The organism is Dehalobacter restrictus DSM 9455, assembly GCF_000512895.1.
In the GTDB taxonomy this organism is placed as follows: Bacteria; Bacillota; Desulfitobacteriia; order Desulfitobacteriales; family Syntrophobotulaceae; genus Dehalobacter; species Dehalobacter restrictus.
On record NZ_CP007033.1, the window covers coordinates 655,772 to 676,799 of the forward strand.

General features: G+C 43.8%; 20 protein-coding genes and 1 pseudogene. 17 read left to right on the top strand and 4 right to left on the bottom strand.

All coding sequences use genetic code 11. The features are described from left to right. Positions 1–402: 402 nt before the first annotated feature. From DEHRE_RS03160 to DEHRE_RS03170, 3 genes are all read right to left on the bottom strand, one after another. Complete coding sequence (locus tag DEHRE_RS03160) at positions 403–2,007, bottom strand: IS1182 family transposase (protein WP_025205234.1); 1,605 nt, start codon at positions 2,005–2,007, stop codon at positions 403–405. Positions 2,008–2,297: 290 nt separating this feature from the next. Further along, a complete protein-coding gene (locus tag DEHRE_RS03165) occupies positions 2,298–3,719 on the bottom strand; it encodes a hypothetical protein (RefSeq protein WP_025205235.1) in 1,422 nt (473 codons plus the stop codon). Positions 3,720–3,886: 167 nt separating this feature from the next. After that, entirely contained in the window at positions 3,887–7,168 is a 3,282-nt protein-coding gene (locus DEHRE_RS03170) for a DEAD/DEAH box helicase (protein ID WP_025205236.1), read from the bottom strand. Positions 7,169–7,384: 216 nt separating this feature from the next. Here DEHRE_RS03170 and DEHRE_RS03175 point away from each other — a divergent pair, with 216 nt between their 5' ends. From DEHRE_RS03175 to DEHRE_RS03210, 8 genes are all read left to right on the top strand, one after another. Next, positions 7,385–7,708: a heavy metal-binding domain-containing protein gene (locus tag DEHRE_RS03175; protein WP_015044541.1), complete on the top strand. Its 324-nt coding sequence runs from the start codon at positions 7,385–7,387 to the stop codon at positions 7,706–7,708. A 37-nt stretch (positions 7,709–7,745) separates the two neighbouring features. Continuing rightward, positions 7,746–7,946: a hypothetical protein gene (locus DEHRE_RS03180; protein ID WP_242837023.1), complete on the top strand. Its 201-nt coding sequence runs from the start codon at positions 7,746–7,748 to the stop codon at positions 7,944–7,946. Between the two features lie 346 nt (positions 7,947–8,292). After that, positions 8,293–9,432, top strand: a complete 1,140-nt coding sequence (locus DEHRE_RS03185; protein ID WP_025205238.1) for a hypothetical protein — start codon at positions 8,293–8,295, stop codon at positions 9,430–9,432. Between the two features lie 135 nt (positions 9,433–9,567). Further along, positions 9,568–9,855, top strand: a complete 288-nt coding sequence (locus DEHRE_RS03190) for a type II toxin-antitoxin system Phd/YefM family antitoxin (protein ID WP_019225700.1) — start codon at positions 9,568–9,570, stop codon at positions 9,853–9,855. Continuing rightward, complete coding sequence (locus tag DEHRE_RS03195) at positions 9,852–10,181, top strand: type II toxin-antitoxin system RelE/ParE family toxin (RefSeq protein ID WP_025205239.1); 330 nt, start codon at positions 9,852–9,854, stop codon at positions 10,179–10,181. The genes DEHRE_RS03190 and DEHRE_RS03195 overlap by 4 nt, the downstream gene beginning before the upstream one ends. Before the next feature lie 269 nt (positions 10,182–10,450). Then, the gene (locus DEHRE_RS03200; protein WP_025205240.1) at positions 10,451–11,260 is read left to right on the top strand and encodes an SDR family oxidoreductase; all 810 of its coding nucleotides are present in this window, start codon (positions 10,451–10,453) and stop codon (positions 11,258–11,260) included. 188 nt (positions 11,261–11,448) lie between these two features. Next, positions 11,449–11,769, top strand: a complete 321-nt coding sequence (locus DEHRE_RS03205; protein ID WP_019225693.1) for a PadR family transcriptional regulator — start codon at positions 11,449–11,451, stop codon at positions 11,767–11,769. Positions 11,770–11,772: 3 nt separating this feature from the next. Next, a complete protein-coding gene (locus tag DEHRE_RS03210; RefSeq protein WP_025205241.1) occupies positions 11,773–12,288 on the top strand; it encodes a DUF2812 domain-containing protein in 516 nt (171 codons plus the stop codon). A 108-nt stretch (positions 12,289–12,396) separates the two neighbouring features. Here DEHRE_RS03210 and DEHRE_RS03215 read toward each other — a convergent pair whose 3' ends face one another. Continuing rightward, positions 12,397–12,711 (bottom strand): demethoxyubiquinone hydroxylase family protein, encoded by a 315-nt coding sequence (locus DEHRE_RS03215; protein ID WP_019225691.1) that lies wholly within the window; start codon positions 12,709–12,711, stop codon positions 12,397–12,399. A gap of 161 nt (positions 12,712–12,872) precedes the next feature. Between DEHRE_RS03215 and DEHRE_RS03220 the strand changes: the two genes are divergently transcribed. The 9 genes and pseudogenes from DEHRE_RS03220 to DEHRE_RS03260 all read left to right on the top strand — a co-directional run bounded on the left by DEHRE_RS03220 (position 12,873) and on the right by DEHRE_RS03260 (position 20,881). Next, positions 12,873–14,120, top strand: a complete 1,248-nt coding sequence (locus tag DEHRE_RS03220; protein WP_242837024.1) for a DUF5050 domain-containing protein — start codon at positions 12,873–12,875, stop codon at positions 14,118–14,120. Between the two features lie 47 nt (positions 14,121–14,167). Next, entirely contained in the window at positions 14,168–14,350 is a 183-nt protein-coding gene (locus DEHRE_RS03225) for a hypothetical protein (protein WP_019225689.1), read from the top strand. A gap of 286 nt (positions 14,351–14,636) precedes the next feature. Then, complete coding sequence (locus DEHRE_RS03230; protein WP_019225688.1) at positions 14,637–15,365, top strand: AAA family ATPase; 729 nt, start codon at positions 14,637–14,639, stop codon at positions 15,363–15,365. 175 nt (positions 15,366–15,540) lie between these two features. Then, positions 15,541–17,058, top strand: coding sequence for a cell wall-binding repeat-containing protein (locus DEHRE_RS03235; protein ID WP_025205243.1), 1,518 nt, complete (start codon positions 15,541–15,543; stop codon positions 17,056–17,058). Positions 17,059–17,386: 328 nt separating this feature from the next. Then, positions 17,387–18,320, top strand: a pseudogene (locus tag DEHRE_RS03240) (DUF1848 domain-containing protein). 143 nt (positions 18,321–18,463) lie between these two features. Next, on the top strand, positions 18,464–19,378 hold the full coding sequence (locus DEHRE_RS03245) for a helix-turn-helix domain-containing protein (protein WP_019225686.1): 915 nt from the start codon (positions 18,464–18,466) through the stop codon (positions 19,376–19,378). 373 nt (positions 19,379–19,751) lie between these two features. Next, the gene (locus DEHRE_RS14630) at positions 19,752–19,952 is read left to right on the top strand and encodes a hypothetical protein (protein ID WP_141690667.1); all 201 of its coding nucleotides are present in this window, start codon (positions 19,752–19,754) and stop codon (positions 19,950–19,952) included. Between the two features lie 95 nt (positions 19,953–20,047). Further along, positions 20,048–20,350: a hypothetical protein gene (locus tag DEHRE_RS03255; protein ID WP_025205244.1), complete on the top strand. Its 303-nt coding sequence runs from the start codon at positions 20,048–20,050 to the stop codon at positions 20,348–20,350. A 102-nt stretch (positions 20,351–20,452) separates the two neighbouring features. Beyond that, a complete protein-coding gene (locus DEHRE_RS03260) occupies positions 20,453–20,881 on the top strand; it encodes a pyridoxamine 5'-phosphate oxidase family protein (protein ID WP_019225683.1) in 429 nt (142 codons plus the stop codon). Positions 20,882–21,028: the final 147 nt, after the last annotated feature.

The window sequence follows — 21,028 nt, forward strand, 5'->3', positions numbered from 1 at the left end:
CATTTTCAGAAAGCATCAACTATTTTACAGAACTGCCTTATAATGCAAATGAAGATTCAACTTTATGTCAAAAAACGTGTCAAAAAAAGGCGGTGTTGCAAAACTACAAATGTAGTGGGGCAATACCGCCTTCTCCAATAGTTAAATAAGTAGCCAGCAAAATCGTTATAGGTTTTAGCTGGCTTTTTTCATAACTGGATAGTCATAGGTATGACTAATAAGGCTCAAGAAGGCAGGGTGATGCAATGTCTACCCGCTTTCGGCAAGTTGCGCCCTCCGTGGCGCAAAAAGCCGCGCTGCGCAATCCATGCTCCGCTTATGCTGGTTAGACATTGCATCGCCTAATCTTTGGTCTTTGTAATCGATATGTCTTTGGAAGTAAGCATGTCTATCCCGCTAGTATCAAGCCGTCTTTAGCCGGTGAAGCGGTTTCCCAATGCGCTCATTCTGTATTTTAGCATGAAGCTTGTTGAAGTTATATCCAAAGCACAACAGCATAAACTCATTTTTCACACTTACTTTGCCGCGTGTTAAGAAACGATTGAAGTTGTAATCGTTCTTCAAGACCCCGAAGGCGCCTTCCGCCTGAATAGACCGATTTACCCTAAGTAAGATACCTTTTTCGGATGTAATATTCTCATAGGATACCTGGCGTTTCTCGATGAATTTCTTGGAAACCTGCATCCGTCGGTTTCCTTTGGACTTTGTACACTTCTCTCTCTTGAGACAGCCTTGGCAGTCCTCGCATTCATATACCGTTATTTCAGACCGATAACCGGTTGCTGACATTCTATTTGTGATTCCTGCAGGTTTAAGTTGCTTGCCGTTACTGCAGGTGTATTCGTCTTTTTCGGCATTGTAATCCATGTTTTCTCGTTTGCTGATATCATTTTTAAAACTTCTTTTCTTCCATTGCTCATACGTTTGCGGCTTGATGTAACAGGCCTGTCTTTGCTTCTCCAGATACAGATAGTTTTCTTCACTTTCATAGCCGGAGTCGGCAATGATGTTCTTGTACCGGTATTTTAAGCGGCCCTCCATCTCTTTTAAAAAGGGGATCAGCGTGTTTAAGTCGTTTCTGTCTTGAAAAATATTCATGCCCGTTATGTATTCGCCTTCGACTCCAATCTGAACATTGTAAGCCGGCTTTAGCTGGGCATTGCGCATATGGTCGTCTTTCATATGCATGAAGGTGGCATCCGTGTCTGTCTTGGAGTAGCTATTTCTGCCATTAAACAGAGCATTATGTTTATCGTATTCTGCCTGACGTAAGGAAAATTCTTTGATTTGTTCGGTATATCGCTGCAATTCTGTCTTCCGTTTGCCAATGCCATAAACAAATTCGATGTTTTCTTCTTTTTGCTTCTCCTCTAAATACATGACTATTCCCGCCAGATCACGGCACAGGCTATCTTTGTTGACGCTGAAATTTGTATGGTAGGTTTCATTAATTTTCTCCAGGCAACCTTGTATCTTAGTAAACATTTTGCTTTCATTTTTGCTCACTGCCTTCTTCCAAACGAAGGTATAACGATTGGCACTCGCTTCAATTTTTGTCCCGTCGATGAACAGATTTTCGAAGGCTACTTCGCCGATCTGATGCAGATAGATGACCATTTGATAAAATAATCCGTCGATGGCATCGACGAGATAGTCTTTTCGAAACCGGGCAATGGTCGAATGATCCGGGGTCGGATTTCCCCCCAAGAGCCACATGAAATTAATATCTCTTCGGCAGGCTTTCTCAATATTTCTGCTCGAATAGATATTGTTCATGTAAGCATAAGTCAGCACCTTGAATAGGATTTTTGGTTCGACTGCAGGTTTTCTTCCGGTAGAAGAGTATGCCTGATAGAGCTCTTTGTAGTTTAATCCCTCCAGTATGTGGCTGAGCAGTCGAACGGAGTCATCCTCCGGTATTAATACCTCAAAATTAAATGGTAAAACTAATTGATACCCATCATGATATTCTGTATAATTTTTGTTGTGTAATTTATTTAGTTGCATAACTAAATTATACAGTATTTGCGGGCTCTTTGAGCCCGCTTTTGCTATTTCTCACGCAATAAAAGTAGGGCTATTGCCCACGAACGGTTACGTTCGTTGTGCAACAGCCCCTTTTATTATCAATAATTTTTATTTTTAAGCTATTATTTGTCAGTTCATCTCTCATGGATAGCTTGCCAAGTATTATCCATACGCTCATCCCCCTGCTCCTAGGATCTATCATATCACCGTATGAATACTTCTACAGAACTGATTTTTCCATTTATAACCATTTAAGCAAAAATATCTCTTTAGCGGAACCAAACTTCACAACCATCAAAGGGGTTGGCGGTTCCTAAATTCAAGTGCCCGTTTGCTGTTTTAAACAAGATCCTTGCACCGTAGTTATGCGGATTTCCCAAACCGTTTAAGGTAATTGGAGCCCAATGAATGCCATCCTTGGACTTAAACAAATCAAATCCATTAAATGGATAGATTGCATCGCCTACTGTAAGCAGCACGCTAAGAATGATTCGCAGAAGTTCTTCTAGAAATCCGGGTAAATTTAGAATTGCAGGAATGATAGCGGGAACGAGCGGTTTAAGGAGTACAGACCAGTCAAATGTGCCCAGGAAGAATTCCCCATTGTATTCTTCCAGCTGCCAGCAGTATAAATTAAAGGGATTTCCTAACCCCGAGGGTTTATGGCTTAATGCTTTGCCCCGTGTGCCCGTGGTGGGGTTGGTAGGCTTTTTAGCCTTGCCCCCGATTACCAGCTGCCAATGATCCTGCGCGTCTATCCTCACCAGGTCAAAGGGTTTAAATGCGGAGAGATTCATCGGCTGTTGCGCAAGAAGAGGGAACATAATGGCGCCAACATATAAATAATCTTTAAACGCTCCAAGTGTTAAGGGAATAATATTAAGCGCATCACCGGCTCCCTTGTCGATCACCAATTTCCATTCATTAATGATGGGTCCTGTGCCTTCAGTTCTCCAAAGTTCAAATCCTTCCACCAGATTAGAGGTAGCGGCATAAAGGTGTCCTTTAAAGCTTGCCATCATCATTACTTGCCCGCTTGGGTTTTTACCTTGGATAAATCCCGGGTTGCTTGGATCCCCTGTAACCTGCTCCCATCTGCCATTTGGAAAGTGAACGGTAGGAGGGATATATTCATAAATCAGAGCAGTTAGAGTTTGAGAGATCTCATCTACAGTTGACATATAGAGTTTTTCGTTGGTATGAATCACCATTGCCCTTGTGGAAGTACCGTTAAGATTATCATTGGGTATTTCAAGCCAGGACAATCCATCTGTGGACCTAAATGTCCTTACCTTACCCTGACAATACCCACCAACATAAAGCGCCGTTTGACCATTCAGGTCGGTATAACGGATCATATACCGAAAACCTTGGATAATATTGAAATCAGCTGGAGCTTTAAAAACTTTCTCCCAACCGGCATGGGGAAGCGCTTTGTTATAACGCCAGATTTCTGCTCTGTTATCGACAACCTCAGGGGTTAGCTCCTTCGGGATTTCGAAATCCCCCAATATTCCTGCATTCTTAATAGTCAGGAGAATGTTATAGAGAATATTTCTTCCGGTCCCTACATAGAGATATTCTCCCATCTCAGCCATTGACCAGGCATAATTGTTTTGCATGGCGTTGTTGGGATTTGTATCAAAACCGTTTCGGGGAGTTATTTTTTGGAAACCATATTTATTGAACACATAATCACCCTCCAAAAATTAGGACAGACTTTTTCCTGGTACATCATATGAACATTGTCCAGTTCTGACACAGAAATTTTTTTGAAAGGAGTCAGGGTGACTTAGCGTCAAATTGTGCGTATAATCCTCCTACCAATCAGGTTGTTTAACAAAAAAATAGAGAGTTATTAGTCAAAATCAAACAGCGCATTGAGCTCCTGTTCTGTTAGCTTGGACAACATCGTTTCTCCGGGCTGGATGACGGAATCGATCAGCTTTTTCTTCTTGGCCTGCAAGGCGTTGACTTTTTCTTCGATGGTCCCTTGGGTCAAAAGCTTGATGACCTGAACCGAATTATTTTGCCCGATCCGGTGCGCGCGGTCCGTAGCCTGGTCTTCAACGGCCGGATTCCACCAGGGGTCAAAATGAATGACAGTATCGGCGCCCGTCAGGTTAAGGCCCATCCCACCTGCTCTTAAAGAAATAAGAAAGACCTTGCCTTGACCGTCATTGAAGGCTTGGGCCATTTGAGTTCTTTCCAGAGCCTTGGTAGAACCGCTCAGGTAAAAGTGCGTGATCTTATGTTGATTAAGGTCATTCTGAATCAGATCCAGCATCGAAGTAAACTGGGAAAAGACCAGAATCCGATGGCCGGCGTTCAGCGATTCTGTCAAAATCTCCTGAAACAACAGCATCTTGCCGCTTCCCCCCGTATAATTTTCAATAAACATTGCCGGGTGGGAGCAGATTTGCCGCAAGCGGGTTAAGGCTGCCAGTATTTTAATCTGGCTTTTGGCAAAACCTGAGACAGCCAGTTCCTCAGCAAGCTGACGTTTCGTTTGCTGGAGGTAGGCCAGGTAGATTTTTCGTTGCTCATCTGTCAAAGCAGCTTTGATCTCCGTTTCAATTTTGGGAGGCAGTTCTTTTAGGACATCAACTTTCAGTCTGCGCAGGATGAACGGCTTGATCTGCCTGCTCAATTCCTGAAGAGATTCCGTGTCTCCTTTCGACACGGGCAGGGCGTATTTCTTGTGAAATTCCTGGTGGCTAGGCAGATAGCCGGGCATAATGAAATGAAAGATGGACCAGAGCTCCGACAGGGAATTTTCAATGGGTGTTCCGGTTAGAGCAAAATATCCTTTGGCTTGAATTTTCTGGACAGACTTGGCATTGAGGGTTTGCGGATTCTTGATGTTTTGGGCCTCATCCAAAAAACAATAGGAGAATGCCAACTTGGAAAATTGCTCAATATCACGGCGCAGTACGGCATAAGAAACGACAACAAGATCAGCTGGCGTAATCCGGCTGATTTGTTCCTGCCTCTCGGCAGGCTGCCCATCGATGACGAGCACATGTAGGTCAGGCGTAAATTTCTCTGCTTCACTTTGCCAGTTGTAGACCAGGGAAGTCGGCGCGATGACTAAAAACGGTAATAAAGAGGAGGGATTTTGGGCGGCAGTGAGCTTTTCCGATAGAACGAAGGCTAAAACCTGCAGGGTTTTGCCGAGACCCATGTCATCGGCAAGGATACCGCCCAGACCATAGGAAGCAAGCGTCTTCAGCCATTTAAAACCTGTTTTCTGGTAATCACGCAGCACCTGCTGCAGCGGCAGCGGAGGATCATATTCCCCGTCCTGGGGTTCCAGGATGCTTTGGACCAGTTGTTTGAAAGCTTTATTGCGTTGGATTCCAGAAAGTTCGGCCTGCCTGAGGAAGCTGTCAATGTACAGGGCCCGGAACTTCGGGAGGTGAAGCGTTTGGTTGGTTAAATCCTGCCCCTTCAGATCCAGGTGATCGAGAAGTTTGCTCATGGCTTCCAGGTCATGCTGCTGCAAATCAAGAAATGAGCCGTCACGCAGGCGGTAGTATTTCTTCTTCATCTGCAGGGATTGAAAGATATCAGCTAATTCCCCCGGATCAATATCACCGCAGGTAAAAGAGACTTCCAGCATATCCAGGGATTCATCCAGACGAATCCGGCCGGAAAAGGTGGCGGAAGTTTGAATTTTCAATCGGAAATCATCGGAATAGTAGGTTTCCGCCAAATCTTGAAGCTCCGAAAATCCCTTGACGGTAAAATCAAAGATCTTCTCGTCATCCTCCAGACTGATTTTGCCTTCAGATACGATAAAATCAGCCTGTTCAAAGATATTCAGAATTTTTCTTTCCTGCTCAAGATCCCGGATCAGGATTTGATCATCACCTGGCGCAGTCCGGAAGCCCCCGCGTGAAGAAAACGGATTAATCGAGATCTCCCCGTAATGAAATTCCAGGCGGGCTGTAACTCCGTTTTCTCCGGCCCGGTCAAAATAGATCTTCGGCTGCAAATCCTCACGGATAAATCTATCTGCAAGTGTTGGCTCTACGCGGACTGTCGCAATTTTTTGCATCAACGGGAGGGCTTCTGAAGCAAACCGGTCTTTTTGCGCCGCAGTAAACAGAATGCCTGGACGCTGCTTGCCGTTCAGGGCTTTGAGCAGGTTGGGCAGGAATTCCGTTTGCTCCTGAGAGACCTGATAAATCTGCCGGTTGTAAAGATAATATCTCCCATCTGCGGTTAACGGGACAGGCAGTTCATTTTGCAGCAACAGAAGGATATTTTGTTCTTCGGCCTCAACGGAAAAGTCTAGCGGGATATCCTTCCGTCTGATATTTACAGTCAGAAATTCGGTTGTTTCATAGCCGTTGGCAAAACCGGCATGCAGGGAAAAAGGCTTTGATCCCAGCGCATCCAATAATTTGCTCAAATAGTAAGTGCTGAGTACAAACGGTTTTTGACTGAACGGAGAAGCTGTATAGGCAAAATTGGAGACATTCCTGATTTCCTGGAAAGCTTCATATTGGGCCAGCATATCCTGGAGCATGGCGATCAAAGGCGCGTCAGTTTCTTTGAATTTGTGACGGGTCGGATCATAGGTGAATTTTGCCCCAAAGTCCAGAGAATGCTCATTTTTTACGGCAAGTAAAAAATCCTTTAAGTTTTTAACAACATAAGGACGCTTTAGGCCTACTTTCAGCTGGAGCTGGGCACTTATTTTGCGAAAAACCGTACTGAGCTGAAGTCCCACCTCGAGGTTCAGCTCTTCCAGCGGATTCTCCTGCTTGCGGTCGGAGATGAAGGTCATGAACTCACTGCCGGCCTTGATGGAATCCGAAAATGAAGACTGTATGGCAGAAAGTTTTTGCCGTGCAGTTTTTAAAACTGCGACGACATGTTTACAGGCCCCGGGATATTCGGCGTAGGCCGGACAAGTGCAATGAGCGGAGCTCACGGTCCCGCTCTGATTTAACACGATACGGACATCGTAGTGCCAATTGCCGGCGACAATCGCTTTGATGGCCCTTTGCTCAGGGTCAAAATTAAAGTTGCTTACTTTCCGGCTCTGCGCATAAATGACACCGAGCTCGTAAGATTTTCGGTTGGAGGCAAGGGCTTGAATCTCCCTTTCTGTGACGTTGAATAAGGCCATGAAAGGAACTCCTTTGAGGATTAATGGTGTGCAATAATCCTAGAATACCATAAAACAGAGGAAATATCATTTTAACGGCAGGTGTTCCGGTTGGCATTTTTAGCAGATATCTTGGAACAGCTGTTTATTAATAGAATGGATTGAGTCAAAAATTGCAAAAATAATTGTAAGCTGGCTACAAGATCTGTAAAATAAAAATAAAAAGGGAGTGACAGTATGTTAATCGTTACGACCGAAAATATCAAAGGTTACAAAGTAACGGATGTTAAAGGACAGGTGTTCGGTCTCGTTGTTCGCAGCCGGGGATTGGGCGGGAATATCATAGCTGGGCTGCGCAGTCTTATCGGCGGGGAAATCCATGAATATACCGCCCTGCTTGAAGATACCCGTAAACAGGCGATAGACCGTATGGTCAAGAATGCCCAGGCGATGGGAGCAAACGCTGTGGTGATGATGAGGTTTGATTCCAGCGAAATTGGACAGACCATGAGTGAGATTGTAGCCTTTGGAACCGCGGTTGTGGTGGAGAAAGAAGCTTAAGATGAGAATAACGGCTGAAATCTATATATTATTGGAAGTGGGGATATTTCTTATCATTGCCTTCTGTTCATGGTTTATTTGGGATAAACGCTATCGAAAGAATCATGGAAACGATATACCCAAAGGGTATATGGCTACGGATGAGGTTTTTATCGACCCAGTGAACGGTAAGAAATTTAAAGTTTATTATGAACCGGAAACCGGTAATCGGTTTTACAAAGAGGTTAAAGAGGAATGATGACCATTGAGTTTTTATGGATTAGGCAGGGCTTTTTGGGGATTTCAAACTAAGCCCTAACAGCCCAGCCAGCGCTGGTTTTTTTGATCGACCAGGTAACCGAAAACCGGCTGCAAAACAGATGATGTAAGGGTAAACGCCGAAACCAAAAAAGCGCCCTTGCTTATCCCCAATCCGGCAACCACTAAAAACGGCAGCAGTGTTTGAATAAAATTACTTGCCTTTTGGCTGTTTGCGGACCCGCTGGCGGAGGCAGGAAAATGGTGTTTTGCTAGATATCAAAACAAGGAAAATTTGGTATAATTAAGAACTAAGGAAGAAAAAGAAAGGGAGGTTTCAAAAGATTTTGAGCAGGAAAGTAAAAAGCCGGAGAGTCATCACATTCTCCCTGGTGCTTGTAAGCATCATCCTGCTTAGCGGATTGGTGGCTTGCAGTTCAGGCGGCACGGGCACTGAAGAAACGGTCCAAGACCAGGTGGACTCCACCGGAAACACTTTAAGCGATATCAAAACAAAACTCAACAAGGCAAATATTTATGGAGCTACTGTTTCTCCCGACAACGGGTTTGTCGCTTATATCCAGGGTAATTCGGAACTTTGGGAGGGACAGCTCTACCTTTGGCAGGTTGGCAGCAGTGAGCCGAAGCTTATTCCGAGAGTAAACGACAGGATCTGCAAACTATTATGGTCGCCGAACAGCAGCTATCTGTTTGTCGATATCGGGACTTCTGTACAGCGCGAAGGAATCATCGTTAGCGCCCGGGAAGACAAATCGATCGGGGATTTTGGTTACACCGGCGGGCCGTGCTGGTCGCCGGACTCCAAATGGGTGGCCGTCGGGATGGTTAACAGCAGTATCCAACCTGTTACGCCCACGGAATTAAACGGGGTCCAAGACCTGGTCCTTTACAATATCCAGACCAAGGAGAAAAAGGTGATCGTCAAAGCAACGAGCGAGTACGATTTTGTGCCGAGGGAATGGCTTGCAAATGGAAATCTTGAGTATGATAAATATTATTATAGGGGCCAAGCCATGGAAAAGTTGATTTATTCAGCTAAGCCGGACACCGCTTCAGCTCCTGAAGTTTCGAATGCCTCGGCATCGGCGCCGGCGACTCGTGCATATTTTGGAATCTGGATTATTAAGAAAGAAATTCCAACCCCCAATGTCACCTGCTTAAGCCAGGAGCAAATCGACGGCTATCTCGGCCAGGAGATCGCAGTGAACGATAAGCAAGTCGTCACAAGTAAAGGAACGATCAAAAATCCTGTTTATCAGGAAAACATCTGGACAAATACCGACCTTTACAACAATTGGCGGATGCAGTTCAGCAGTCTGGGAGTCACGGACGATACGGTAACGGAAATCGAGATCGCCAATTATCAGAATGATACGGAAAACGGAATTGGCTCGGGTTTTATTCTTACAAACGACAAACGGCTGTATACCAATATTGGCGGTGTTCTTTTTGAGTTAGGGAAATAAACAACATCAGAAAATTATGCCCGTTTTGACTTATTAGAAAAGGAAATAAAGCTGTTTGTACGGCTAATGATTAAGATTTCTTGACTAACCGGACTAAATTTAGTACTATATTTGTACAGGGGGTGATTCGTTTCTATGAACATTAAGGATGATATTCGGCCGATTTCTTATATTAAAGCCAATGCAGCTGAGGTACTGGATCAAGTGAACGAGTCCCGCAGGCCGGTTTATGTAACCCAAAATGGAGAAGCCAAAGCTGTTTTATTGGATACGGAGTCTTACGAAAAAATGAAAAATACGCTTGGGCTGCTAAAATTGTTGACGCAAGGGGAAAGTGACATCGTTAACGGAAATGTTTTATCTCAGGATGACTTTTTTTTGAGTATGGATCATCATCTTCTTGAGCAGGACGAGCAACGATGAATATTAAAAAATATCAGGTTTTTTGGACCAAAACCGCTCAGCAGGATTTAAAAAAAATAATAGAGTATATTGCGATCGACAGTACAATCAATGCGGGAAAGGTCTATACAGACATCAAAGAAAAATCCGAAAATTTATACCTATTACCCCTCCAGGGAAGGATTGTTCCGGAATTGAATTATTTCGGAATTTTGATTTATCGGGAATTAATAATCCCTCCATGGCGGCTGATTTATAAGATTGAAGAAAATAAAGTATGGATACTTGCAGTAATCGACGGAAGAAGAAATGTTGAGGACATATTGCTGGACAGGTTTATCGGATAGCTTTCTTCATCCTCAATGCTGTCCGTTGGTAACAAGGGCAAAAACTAACTATAAGCCGTAGATGAAGTGGGTATGCTATCCTTCATCGCGGCTTTTTCTCGCCTTAACTGGTTAATCAGGGATATAAAAAGAAAAGATGAAAGATAAAAATCAATTGCTTCACTGCAGCGTCCCGCAAAATTAATGAATGGTGTGATCGCAGCACGGTTCGCGGAATGAATACTGCTTTTTTGGGAGAAAATGAAGGGAAAACAAAAGGAGAAACCTTTATGACAGAAGCAATCATTCCGCAGCCGACTTTCCCTGCTCAGCACCAGAATTTTCAGCCCGGACTGGAAACATTAATGAACCCGAGTCCTGCCTTTGAGGATCCCAACTATCAGCCGGGAGGCAAACTCCGGGGAAAAGTTGCCCTGATCAGCGGAGGGGACAGTGGGATCGGCAGGGCCGTTGCTATTCTTTATGCCAAAGAAAGAATAGAACAGCTTGGCCGTCGCTGCCTCCTGATCGCAGGGGATGTCGCCGACGAGATGTTCTGCAATCAAGCCGTCCGGGAAACGATCCAAACCTTTGGTCATCTGGATATCTTGGTCAATAATGCCGGGGAGCAGCATCCCCAGAACTCTATTCTGGATATCACTTCCGAACAGTTGGAAAGAACATTCAGGACAAACATCTTTGCTATGTTTTACCTGACCCGCGCCGCATTGCCTCATCTCCAAAAAGGCGCTGCGGTTATCAATACAGCTTCGATTACCGCCTATCAAGGTGAAGTCCGTTTAATTGATTACGCTTCTTCAAAAGGCGCAGTCGTATCTTTTACGCGGTCTTTGTCCGAATCCTTAGCCAAACAGGGCATCAGGGTCAACGGCGTAGCCCCCGGCCCGATCTGGACTCCGCTTATTCCCGCTTCTTTCAGCGCAGAGGAAGTCCGTACATTCGGCAGTACGAACCCGATGCAGCGTGCCGGCCAGCCAGTGGAGCTTGCTCCTGCCTATCTTTTTCTGGCCAGTGCCGATTCCGCCTATATGTCGGGGCAAATCCTGCATATCAACGGCGGAACGATCATCAATAATTAGAAGAAGCGAGGTTATAGGCCTGTTCGCTTTGCAATACAGTTTTAAGCAGGCGGCTTAACAAAATGCTGCGTGTTTCCGTGGAAAAGTGTCCACGGGATTTTTTTTATCAGGGGGCAAAAGATATTGACAGATATATCGGCTGATGATATATTATATATCGTTAGAAGATATATCGGAGGATGATTGGTTTGGACAATAATACACCTTTGACAGAAGCCTTGTTTTATATCTTATTGGCGGTACGCACACCGAATCATGGCTATGGGATTATTCAGGATATCGGTGAAATGACCGGCGGAAGAGTCACATTAGGACCGGGGACCTTATACGGGGCGATTAATTCCATGCTTTCAAAGGGGTGGATCTGTTTATACAGTGAGGATAAGGAATCCAGAAAGAAAAAAGAATATCTTCTGACGAGCCGGGGTGCGGAAGTCTTTCATAACGAAGTCCAAAGGCTGAATGAACTTGTCAAGAATGCAAAAAAGATGGATGAGGGGCGGATCTAAAAGATGATAAAATTCAAATGGTATTATGACAAAGATGCCGAACAGGATTGGCTTCAAAAAATGTCTTTGGAAGGATGGGCCTTTAAAAAATTCTTCCTTGGATTTTATACGTTTGAACCCTGCGACCCTGGTGAGTACAATTATCAGATCGATTTACTGGATAAATGGGACGGGGACAAGGCTGATTATGCATCTTTCATGGAGGATACCGGCGTAGAAGTCGTCGGTCAGTGGTTCAGATGGGTCTTTTTACGGAAAAAGGCTGCGGACGGGCCATTCGAGATGTATACGGATGTCCAATCCAAAATCATGCAATACAGTAAGATCAAGCGTTTTTTCACCGTCTTTTTGGCCATAGAGATCATCTGCTTCTTGGTGGAGTTGATGGCAGCCTTTGAAAGCGGCGAGGTTCTCTTTGGGGCTTTTACAGTGTTACTTGGGATTATTGCTATAGCGATGTTAAAGATCGTATGGAAATGCCAGTGGAAAATTGAGCAGTTAAAACGTGAGGAAATATGAAGAAGTGACAGCCTTGGGACAAGGCTGTTTTTTTATGACAAGCGCTGATAGCATGGGAAAAATAAAGGAGAACAAATTTATTTGGAGAATTTTACTAAAATAAAGTCCTTATTGCATAGGGGCCTGAAAATTTTGAGATTGCTGTTGTTGTACGGCTTGTCTTCCCTTTTCTATAGACGTCAAGTCCTTTGGACTAATCATGGCTAGCAACTGTTCTAATTCTCCGACGTGTTGTCTTTCTTCATCAGCAATATGATGGAGAACCTTTTTTACTCTCTCATCATTTGTTGCCATAGCATGAGATTCATAGCCGATAATTGCTTCGTACTCCCCTGCAATATCAACCCGAAGGGCCTGAGCCAACTCCTCATTGGACATCTGCTTAGGGACATTCGCTACAAATGGGTTTCCAAGTAAGGCCATAAGATCATATCCTTCCTATGAAAATGAGTTTATCTTATAGTCTGCCTGTTTATGAAAGCAGTAATCAGGTATTTATTGGTAACGAGTACGGCAGCCAGCAACGAAGGTGAGTAAATATAAAAAATAATAGGTTTTGGGGAGATAAGATGAATGTGCACCGGATGAAAAAAAAGAAATATGGGTGGGTTTGCCTTGCGCTAATCCTTCTGCTGGTGTCAGGCTGCGTTGCGCAGCCTGGGTCTTCCACAGGTCCTGCCGGTGCTGCTGAACCATCTCCGGCAACTGAAAACACCGGCAACCAAGGAGACATAGCGCCGGGGCTACAGGAGACCGGAGCTTCAAGTGAGAATAGTGCAGCTATCTCGGATGAAAAAAGCGACAGCATGCACAGCGGGAAGTTTTTCGCCAAGAACGGCAACATCCTGATTTATTATGCCGAACTGCAGGATGGGATCTATATGGTGGATACCGCAAAGAATACAGTACGGCGACTGGTGAAGACCCACTCCGTGCATAAGCTCTACTTTGACGGCACCTACGTCTACTATATGCCCTACTATTATCTGGGACGGGGTATTTACCGGGTTGACCTTAAGGGAAACACAGAAAAGATCTGTACGAACTCTTCGCTGCAACTGTGGCTGACAGAAGATAAGATCTATTTTACCGATCAGATCGGCTTTGACGATATTAACCAGACCCCGCGCGGAAATTTGTGTACGATGAATAAAGACGGCACCAACATCCAGATTTTGATCAAGAACGTCGGCAATTACTTTTCCATTCAGGACGAATGGATTTATTACACCCACTTGAGTAACAGGGACCTTTACCGGGCGGTCTTGGACGGGAGCCGCAGTGAATGTCTGGCCCAAGGGCGCACCTATATCACTGCTGCCGACAATGACTACCTGATTTATACGGATTACGAAGACGGTGAAACGCAGCATTTGCTGAATAACCGGACCGGCGAAAATATTATCCTTGGACAGTTTGGAGGAGGCTCCCGTTATAACGGTCAATTCTACATTGTGACTGAAGAGCGGGGTCCGAATGGTATTCCTTCTTCCACAGGCTGGTCGGTCTTCCGGGTCGATCAAAAAGCAGGAAAAGCTGTGAAACTTGCTTTCCTGGAAATGGACCGGTTTGGACTCGATGGTATGAGCTATGTGTATGGTGATTGGCTCTATTTTTACACGATGGATGGCGGGCCCACTGGTCAAAGGGGGACATACCGGGTAAAATGGCCTTGTGATGATTATGAAGCCGAGTATCTCGTCGACGGATATCTTTTTTATTTGGACGGCTATGGCTATTATATTGAGGAAGACGAGAATGCCCAGCCCCCTACTTTTGCCCGGATCAATCTGCAAACCGGGGAAGTCAGCCGCTGGTCGTTTCAGGAATAGGCAGAACCCGATGGTAGTGTAGCCATCGCCAAACCTTATCCAAACCCATGCAATATGTGCTGGAGAAAAAAGCAATTAGGAACGGTAAGCTAAAGGTCTGGCAAGCAATCCGGGAAATGATTACCGATGGGGATACGGCTAAATTTATGAAGAACAGCACGGAGCGTTTTCAATTCTATTTCGATGAAAAGACAAATAAGATTGTTTTTCTTGAGCACGTTCGGCTGTAGCTGATGGCTAATATTTTAACAAATATATTAGAACTGAACCAAATTTACCGAGAAGACTTCAGAATTGTAGGTATGTTTATTTATTGGATTATGAATTACTCATCGTTATCAAGGAACTCAAACTAATATTGTGCAAGATTGGTGATCCCGTACATGTAATCGCCAATTCTGGTTCGGGGTCATTATTTTGTTTCAACAGACGATTTTGATTGAGGGTATCTTAAATTAACCGGAAACCGGAGGAAGTCAATGAGCCGCTAGATCAAATCGTTAAGGAGGTAGAATAATGGAATTCAACAGCCTTAACCAGTACATACGCTATATTGAATTAGACAGGGAGCGTGTCCCCTCCTTTACGGAATACCCCTTTCATTTACCTGCCATCAAGAACTTAGACAGGTTGTCTTTTCACCCCAAAGTAACGTACATAGTCGGTGAAAATGGTTCGGGAAAATCAACAATTTTAGAATCGATCGCGGTTGCATTTGGTTTTAATGCGGAAGGCGGGACAAAGAATTTCAATTTCACTTCCAGAGCGACGCATTCAGACTTAAATCAATATATCAAAATTATTAAAGGAGCCAAAAGACCTAGAGATGGTTTCTTCTTTAGAGCAGAGAGCTTTTATAATTTTGCGTCCAATGTTGAAGATTTAATGTTGGAGGGGGCCTATGGCGGAAGGTCGTTGCATGAACAGTCGCATGGCGAGTCATTTTTCGCGGTTTTTCAGAATAGGTTTTGTCGGGAGAGTATCTATATTCTAGATGAACCGGAAGCGGCGTTATCCCCTTCACGGCAAATGTCGATGCTGACAAGGATTCATGAACTGATCAACGAAGGATCTCAGTTTATCATTGCAACGCATTCCCCGATCATCTTGGCCTACCCGGATGCCTTGATCTATCAGATTCGTGACGGATTCGAGCAGGTACGCTATGAAGAGACGGAGCATTATCAAATCACGCGTTCTTTCTTAAATAACACGAAAAAAATGCTTGATATTTTATTGAAATAATTAAAATTATTCGAATGCTCATTTGTTCATTGCCAAACATTGCTAATATCTTTTCCTGTAATTTCAGAAGGAAATAAAACATGTTTTAATATATAATTTTCCTTGGTGTTATTTTTTTATATCTTATCCATTATCCACCAGATATCTTACTTACTATTTTTAGGAGGAAGAAAGAATGAGCTTTCGAAAAAATTGGCTGAAGTTCCTGCTTTCAATGGCACTGGTGTTCACAATCACAATTCCTGCGATGCCTTTACAAGCATATGCTGCCCAGGCAGTAGAAAATAAAAGACTTGCAGGGGATAGCAGGACGCTAACTGCGATTGAAATCTCCAAGGAGGGATGGACTGCAGGTTCAAATGCCGTTATCCTTGTCCGTGATAACAATTTTCCAGATGCGTTAGCCGGTGCTGTCCTGGCGGCAGCCTATGATGCCCCGATACTTTTAACGAACAGTCAATCACTCTCTCCTGACACTGCGTTGGAGATCGAACGACTCCAAGCGCAAACGATCTATATCCTTGGCGGTACCGGTGCGGTATCCGCAGCGATTGAAGAGGATCTGTCTGCGGACTATACGGTCGAGCGTATCACAGGCGGCAATCGTTATGAGACTTCAGCGAATATTGCCAAATATCTGCAAGACAATCATAAACTGTTGACGAAAAAGGCTGTCATCGCCTATGCACAGAATTTCCCGGATGCCTTGGCGATCTCATCCTGGGCAGCGCAAAACGGTGTACCGATTCTGTTATCCGAAACAAATTCTCTACCAGCAGCGACAAGCGAAGCTTTAACTACACTGCAAGTAACCGATACGATTATTACTGGCGGGACTGGCGTCATCAGTGCGCAAGTCGAATCCAAACTTCCGGATCCAACCCGTTATGGCGGAAATAATCGTTATGAAACAGCAGTCAACATTATTAATGGCCTTGGTCAAGCGACGGATACCCTCTTTGTTGCCACAGGGCTAAATTTCCCCGATGCCTTAGCTGGTTCCGCGTTAGCTGCAAAACAAGGAAAAGCCATTCTGCTCGTCGGTAACGGCATTGATCCTTCCGTAGAAACTTTTTTAGCAGGTAAGGTAGGACAAATCAATAAAATTTATTCTGTCGGCGGTACCAGTGTTGTGAAGCCATTGGTCCTGAATCAGATCTATTCTTGTATCGTTTTGGAGCAACCCGCCGAAGCATTTGCCAACGCGATGAACGCGATCAAAGCACTGGATCAGGATACCGTTGACCGGTATTTCAGCTACGATGGACTCATGAATTCTGATGAATCGACCAGCACCACGATCACCGATGAAAATATTGCCTCTTTCTTCACCAAACTCGATTACAACATTGTGTCTTCAGCCATAAACGGTGATACGGCAACCGTGACAGCGGAAATCACCAATACCGATTTCGCGGCCGTCTTGGATGCTTACCTCGATGCGGTCATGAAATTGGCGATTGAACAGGGATTATTGCCTGAAGAGGAACAATTAAGTGATGAAGAAGCTGAACAGGCGATACAGGAGCTACTGTTTGACGCCATTGCCAATGAGGACCAGACAACAACAGTCACAATCGAAGTGAATCTTGTGAAGAATAATAATAGTTGGACAATTACCATGGATGACGAATTTGCAGATGCGATCCTGGGTGGATTCATCAGTGCATTTGAAGATCTTCTGAAAGAATAAATAAGCAGTAAATAAAGAATGGCGGCCATTTGGACGCCATTCTTTTTTATAAACTCATTACTGCCAAAAACAATCCAATGTGAAAGTAAGCGGTTTCTAAAAAACGTTAAATAAAAAGGAATAAAAAGGAATAGAAAGATAGATATAGAAATATTAAACATTAATGTAATGGATTAATGGAATTAGAATGAGTTGGGGGATGCGCACGTTGAAAAAACAGATTAATAAATTGCTTTGTCTGGGATTAATTCTGATGATGCTTCTTGTTATGTCATCCTGCGCTCAAAAGTCTGAGGGTTTTGCGTAATCTGAAAAAGGAAAACCGACAATGATCATAAGTGTAAGCAGGCGAACAGATATCCCGGCATATTATGCAAAATGGTTTTACCGTCGCCTAAAGGAAAAGTCTGTTCTTGTCCGTAACCCGATGAATATTCACCTAATCAGTAAAATTGACCTTTCGCCGGATGTCGTTGACGGTATTGTTTTCTGGACGAAAAATCCGGCACCGATGCTTGAACGGTTGGACGAGCTGAGAGCCTACACCTATTATTTTCAGTTTACCCTTAATGCCTACGGAAAAGATATTGAACCGAACGTACCATCAAAAAATGATATTGTTATTCCGACATTTCAAAAACTGTCTCAAAGAATTGGCAAGGACAAGGTGATTTGGCGGTACGATCCGATTCTGTTCAATACGGATTATACAACGGCGTATCATCTTAAGTTTTTTAAGTCGCTTGCAGTAAAGCTCGCCGGTTACACGGAAAAATGCACGGTCAGTTTTTTAGACTTTTACCAAAATACAGAGCGGAACCTTCGGACATGCAATATCATCAAACCGACAACCGATCAGAAAGTGGAATTAATGCAGCGGTTTGCAGAGACCAAAACAGTTCGGAATGGATATGGATACCTGTGCGGAGGATATTGACTGCGGAAAATTTGGCATCCGTCAGGCGCATTGTATTGATAAAGAGCGCTTTGAACGTTTAGGCGGATATTATCTAAACGTTGAGAAAGACAAAAACCAGCGGCTGGAATGCGGTTGTGTTACAAGCGTTGACATCGGGGCTTATAATACCTGTAAAAACGGATGTCTGTACTGCTATGCGAATTTCAGCCCGAACGCTGTTCAGAAAAATGATGCTGCGCATCATCCGGAATCCCCATTGCTGTTTGGCGGTGTCGGCGAAAATGATGTGGTAAAGACCCGTGATATTAAATCGTGCCGCAATTGTCAGTTCGAATTGTTTTAGGGTTGGGAAAAAGTCCATACCTTAGAGTTTCATTGCAATTTATTGTAAAGAGGAAAAGAAAATTGGGCGGTGCTTCACAATCGCAAAAGAAGTCAAGAAAAAAATAAGCATATTTGTTATCCTTTGAACTGGCAGGTGAGAACATGGAAAACTGGGAAAAAATTAAGGCAGTACAGCGGATGCAGGAGTATATCGATGAACACTTGACCGAACCCATTACCCTGCATTCTCTGGCCCGGGCGGCGGGGTATTCGCCCTGGCATTCAGCTAGAATGTTTAAGGAGCTGATCGGAAAAGCACCGTTTGAATACATCCGGGCTTTGAGGTTATCCCAGGCAGCTGTTACACTGAAGGACAGGGATCGGAAAATCATTGATGTTGCTTTCGACTTCGTCTTTGATTCCCATGAAGGATTCACCCGGGCCTTTTCTAAAGAATTCGGAATTACGCCCAAAACGTACAGCCAAAACAAAGAAACGGCATCTCTTAAACTTTTCATACCCGGCTATGTCCGTGATTATTACCTGACGAAACAAAAAGGAGAGAGCAATATGTCTGATCATTCTCAGTCAAACACGGTCTTTGTACAAGTGGTGGAACGTTCCGCCCGGAAACTGATCTTCAAAAGCGGCTTAAAAGCGACCCATTATTTTGAATACTGCGAAGAAGTAGGGTGTGCTGTCTGGGAACAGCTTTCTGCAATTAAAGAAGCCATCTATGAACCCATTGGGATGTGGCTGCCGGACAATTTGCGCCGGCCGGATACGTCGCTTTATGCCCAAGGGGTTGAGGTTCCGGCGGATTATACAGGGGAAATTCCGGATGGTTACGAGAGCATGAACCTGTCGCCGTGCAAGATGATGGTTTTTCAGGGTCAGCCTTTTGATGATCCAAAATTTGGCGAGGCGATCGAAGAATTATGGGAAGTCATGAAAAGTTACAATCCGGAAATCTATGGTTTTCAGTGGGCGGACGAGGACGGCCCGCGATTCCAGCTGGCGCCCATGGGCTACAGAGGGTATATCGAGGCCAGGCCAGTCAGAGAATTGAAAAAATAGGTTTCACAAGGCGGGAATTCAAGCTGGAGCGATTCGTTTCGTTCCGGCTTTTTGTTTTGTTTCCCGCTAATCTTTGAGTATAATATAGGCAAAGAAGGAAAAAAACGAAAAAGAGGATAACCTGTTATCAGTATCTGTCCATTAAAAAGGTATTTGCGAAGGATTAATGAAGGTAAACTCAACTATTTATTTATATTCTTTTCCGGAGAGTGAAATCTTGAATGACAAAGAATAAAAAGAGCATATAAGATTGGAGCCGCAATATCATCTAGGGAAAAACCTATATATAATCGAGAAATCCCAATATTTTGGTTCTAAACTGGTACTAAAGGGAATTATACATATTGTACACACACAAATGGGGTGGTATAATATGGATATAAAAAAAGGTAAAGTGATAGTCTTTAAAAAAGGAGGGGAAACAATGAGTGCGGTAAGAGTTAACGCAACTCCCGAGATTAAAGGAAAATTTGCTGAAGAAATAATGGCTGAGGTAAGAAAAAAACCTTCCCCTCAAGCGATAGAACGTAATAAAAAGGCACATGGTCTTCTTTTAAAACTACGGAAGAATTAAAAGGAGCATTTAATGAGTAGGAAAAGTATATATGACCATCAAAATATCATTCAACTGATTGAATTAACAGAAGGATATCGGTTGAATGATTTTTGTTGGCTGTCAAAATAGGTCATCTTGCGGTTGATAAGAAATATAAGGAAATCTATACGAATATTGGGTCTCTAATGGTTGAATTAGCCCGCGGTATTTGTATAGAAATACGAACTCATGGGGTAGCCTGCCGCTTTATTACAGTCGATGCTGATGTGGAAAACGATCAAGATGTTTGTGATTTTTATATTAAAAATGGCTTTAAATTTAATGAAAGTTATCAAAATCATAAGAGAAAGAACCCCAGTTTACGATTAGATATTGACGGGGATATAGAAGAAGTCAAATTTCAGCAATCAGGATAATTTTCATAGGATAATCTAGGAGGGACAGCCCTTCTTATTTACTAAAAATACGATAAATATACGTTTTCTTTAAAAAAATGAAAATCTAAAGGAGGTACTGAAATGGATTTTAAGGATTGTATGCAATTTATTATGGAGAGTCAGGCGACCTGTACCCTGTGTACGGTCGAGGGGGACCAGCCCCGGGGCAGGGGAATGATTCCTTTGTGGGTGAAAGATGACGGAATCTATTTTACGACTGCCGCTTCTAAGAATTTGTATAAACAACTGCGCACCAATTCCAAGGTGGAACTTTGTTTTGTCACCTCGCAGCCCATCAAGCATTTACGGGTAATGGGCGATGTGGAGTTTGTTGAGGATTCCGCTTTAAGGGAAAAGGCCCTGGAAGAAAGGCCTTTTCTCAAGGCCCTTGGTTTTGATACCTCGAATAATCCGAACTTTATTCTTTTCCGGGTAGTCAACGGGGAAGCCCATTTCTGGACCTGGGGAGACAATCTCAAGGAAGCGGACATACCGAGGATCAAATTCTAGACCGTTAGAATATTATTTTTGATTTGTCCGTTCAAACGCGCATGACAAGCACATAGGCTGTTGACATGCCGTTTTTTTATGGGGTAGAATTCAAATAATGGGAATCAGCGCAAAGAATCCTGAGAAGATCTGAAAGGAGAACAGGGA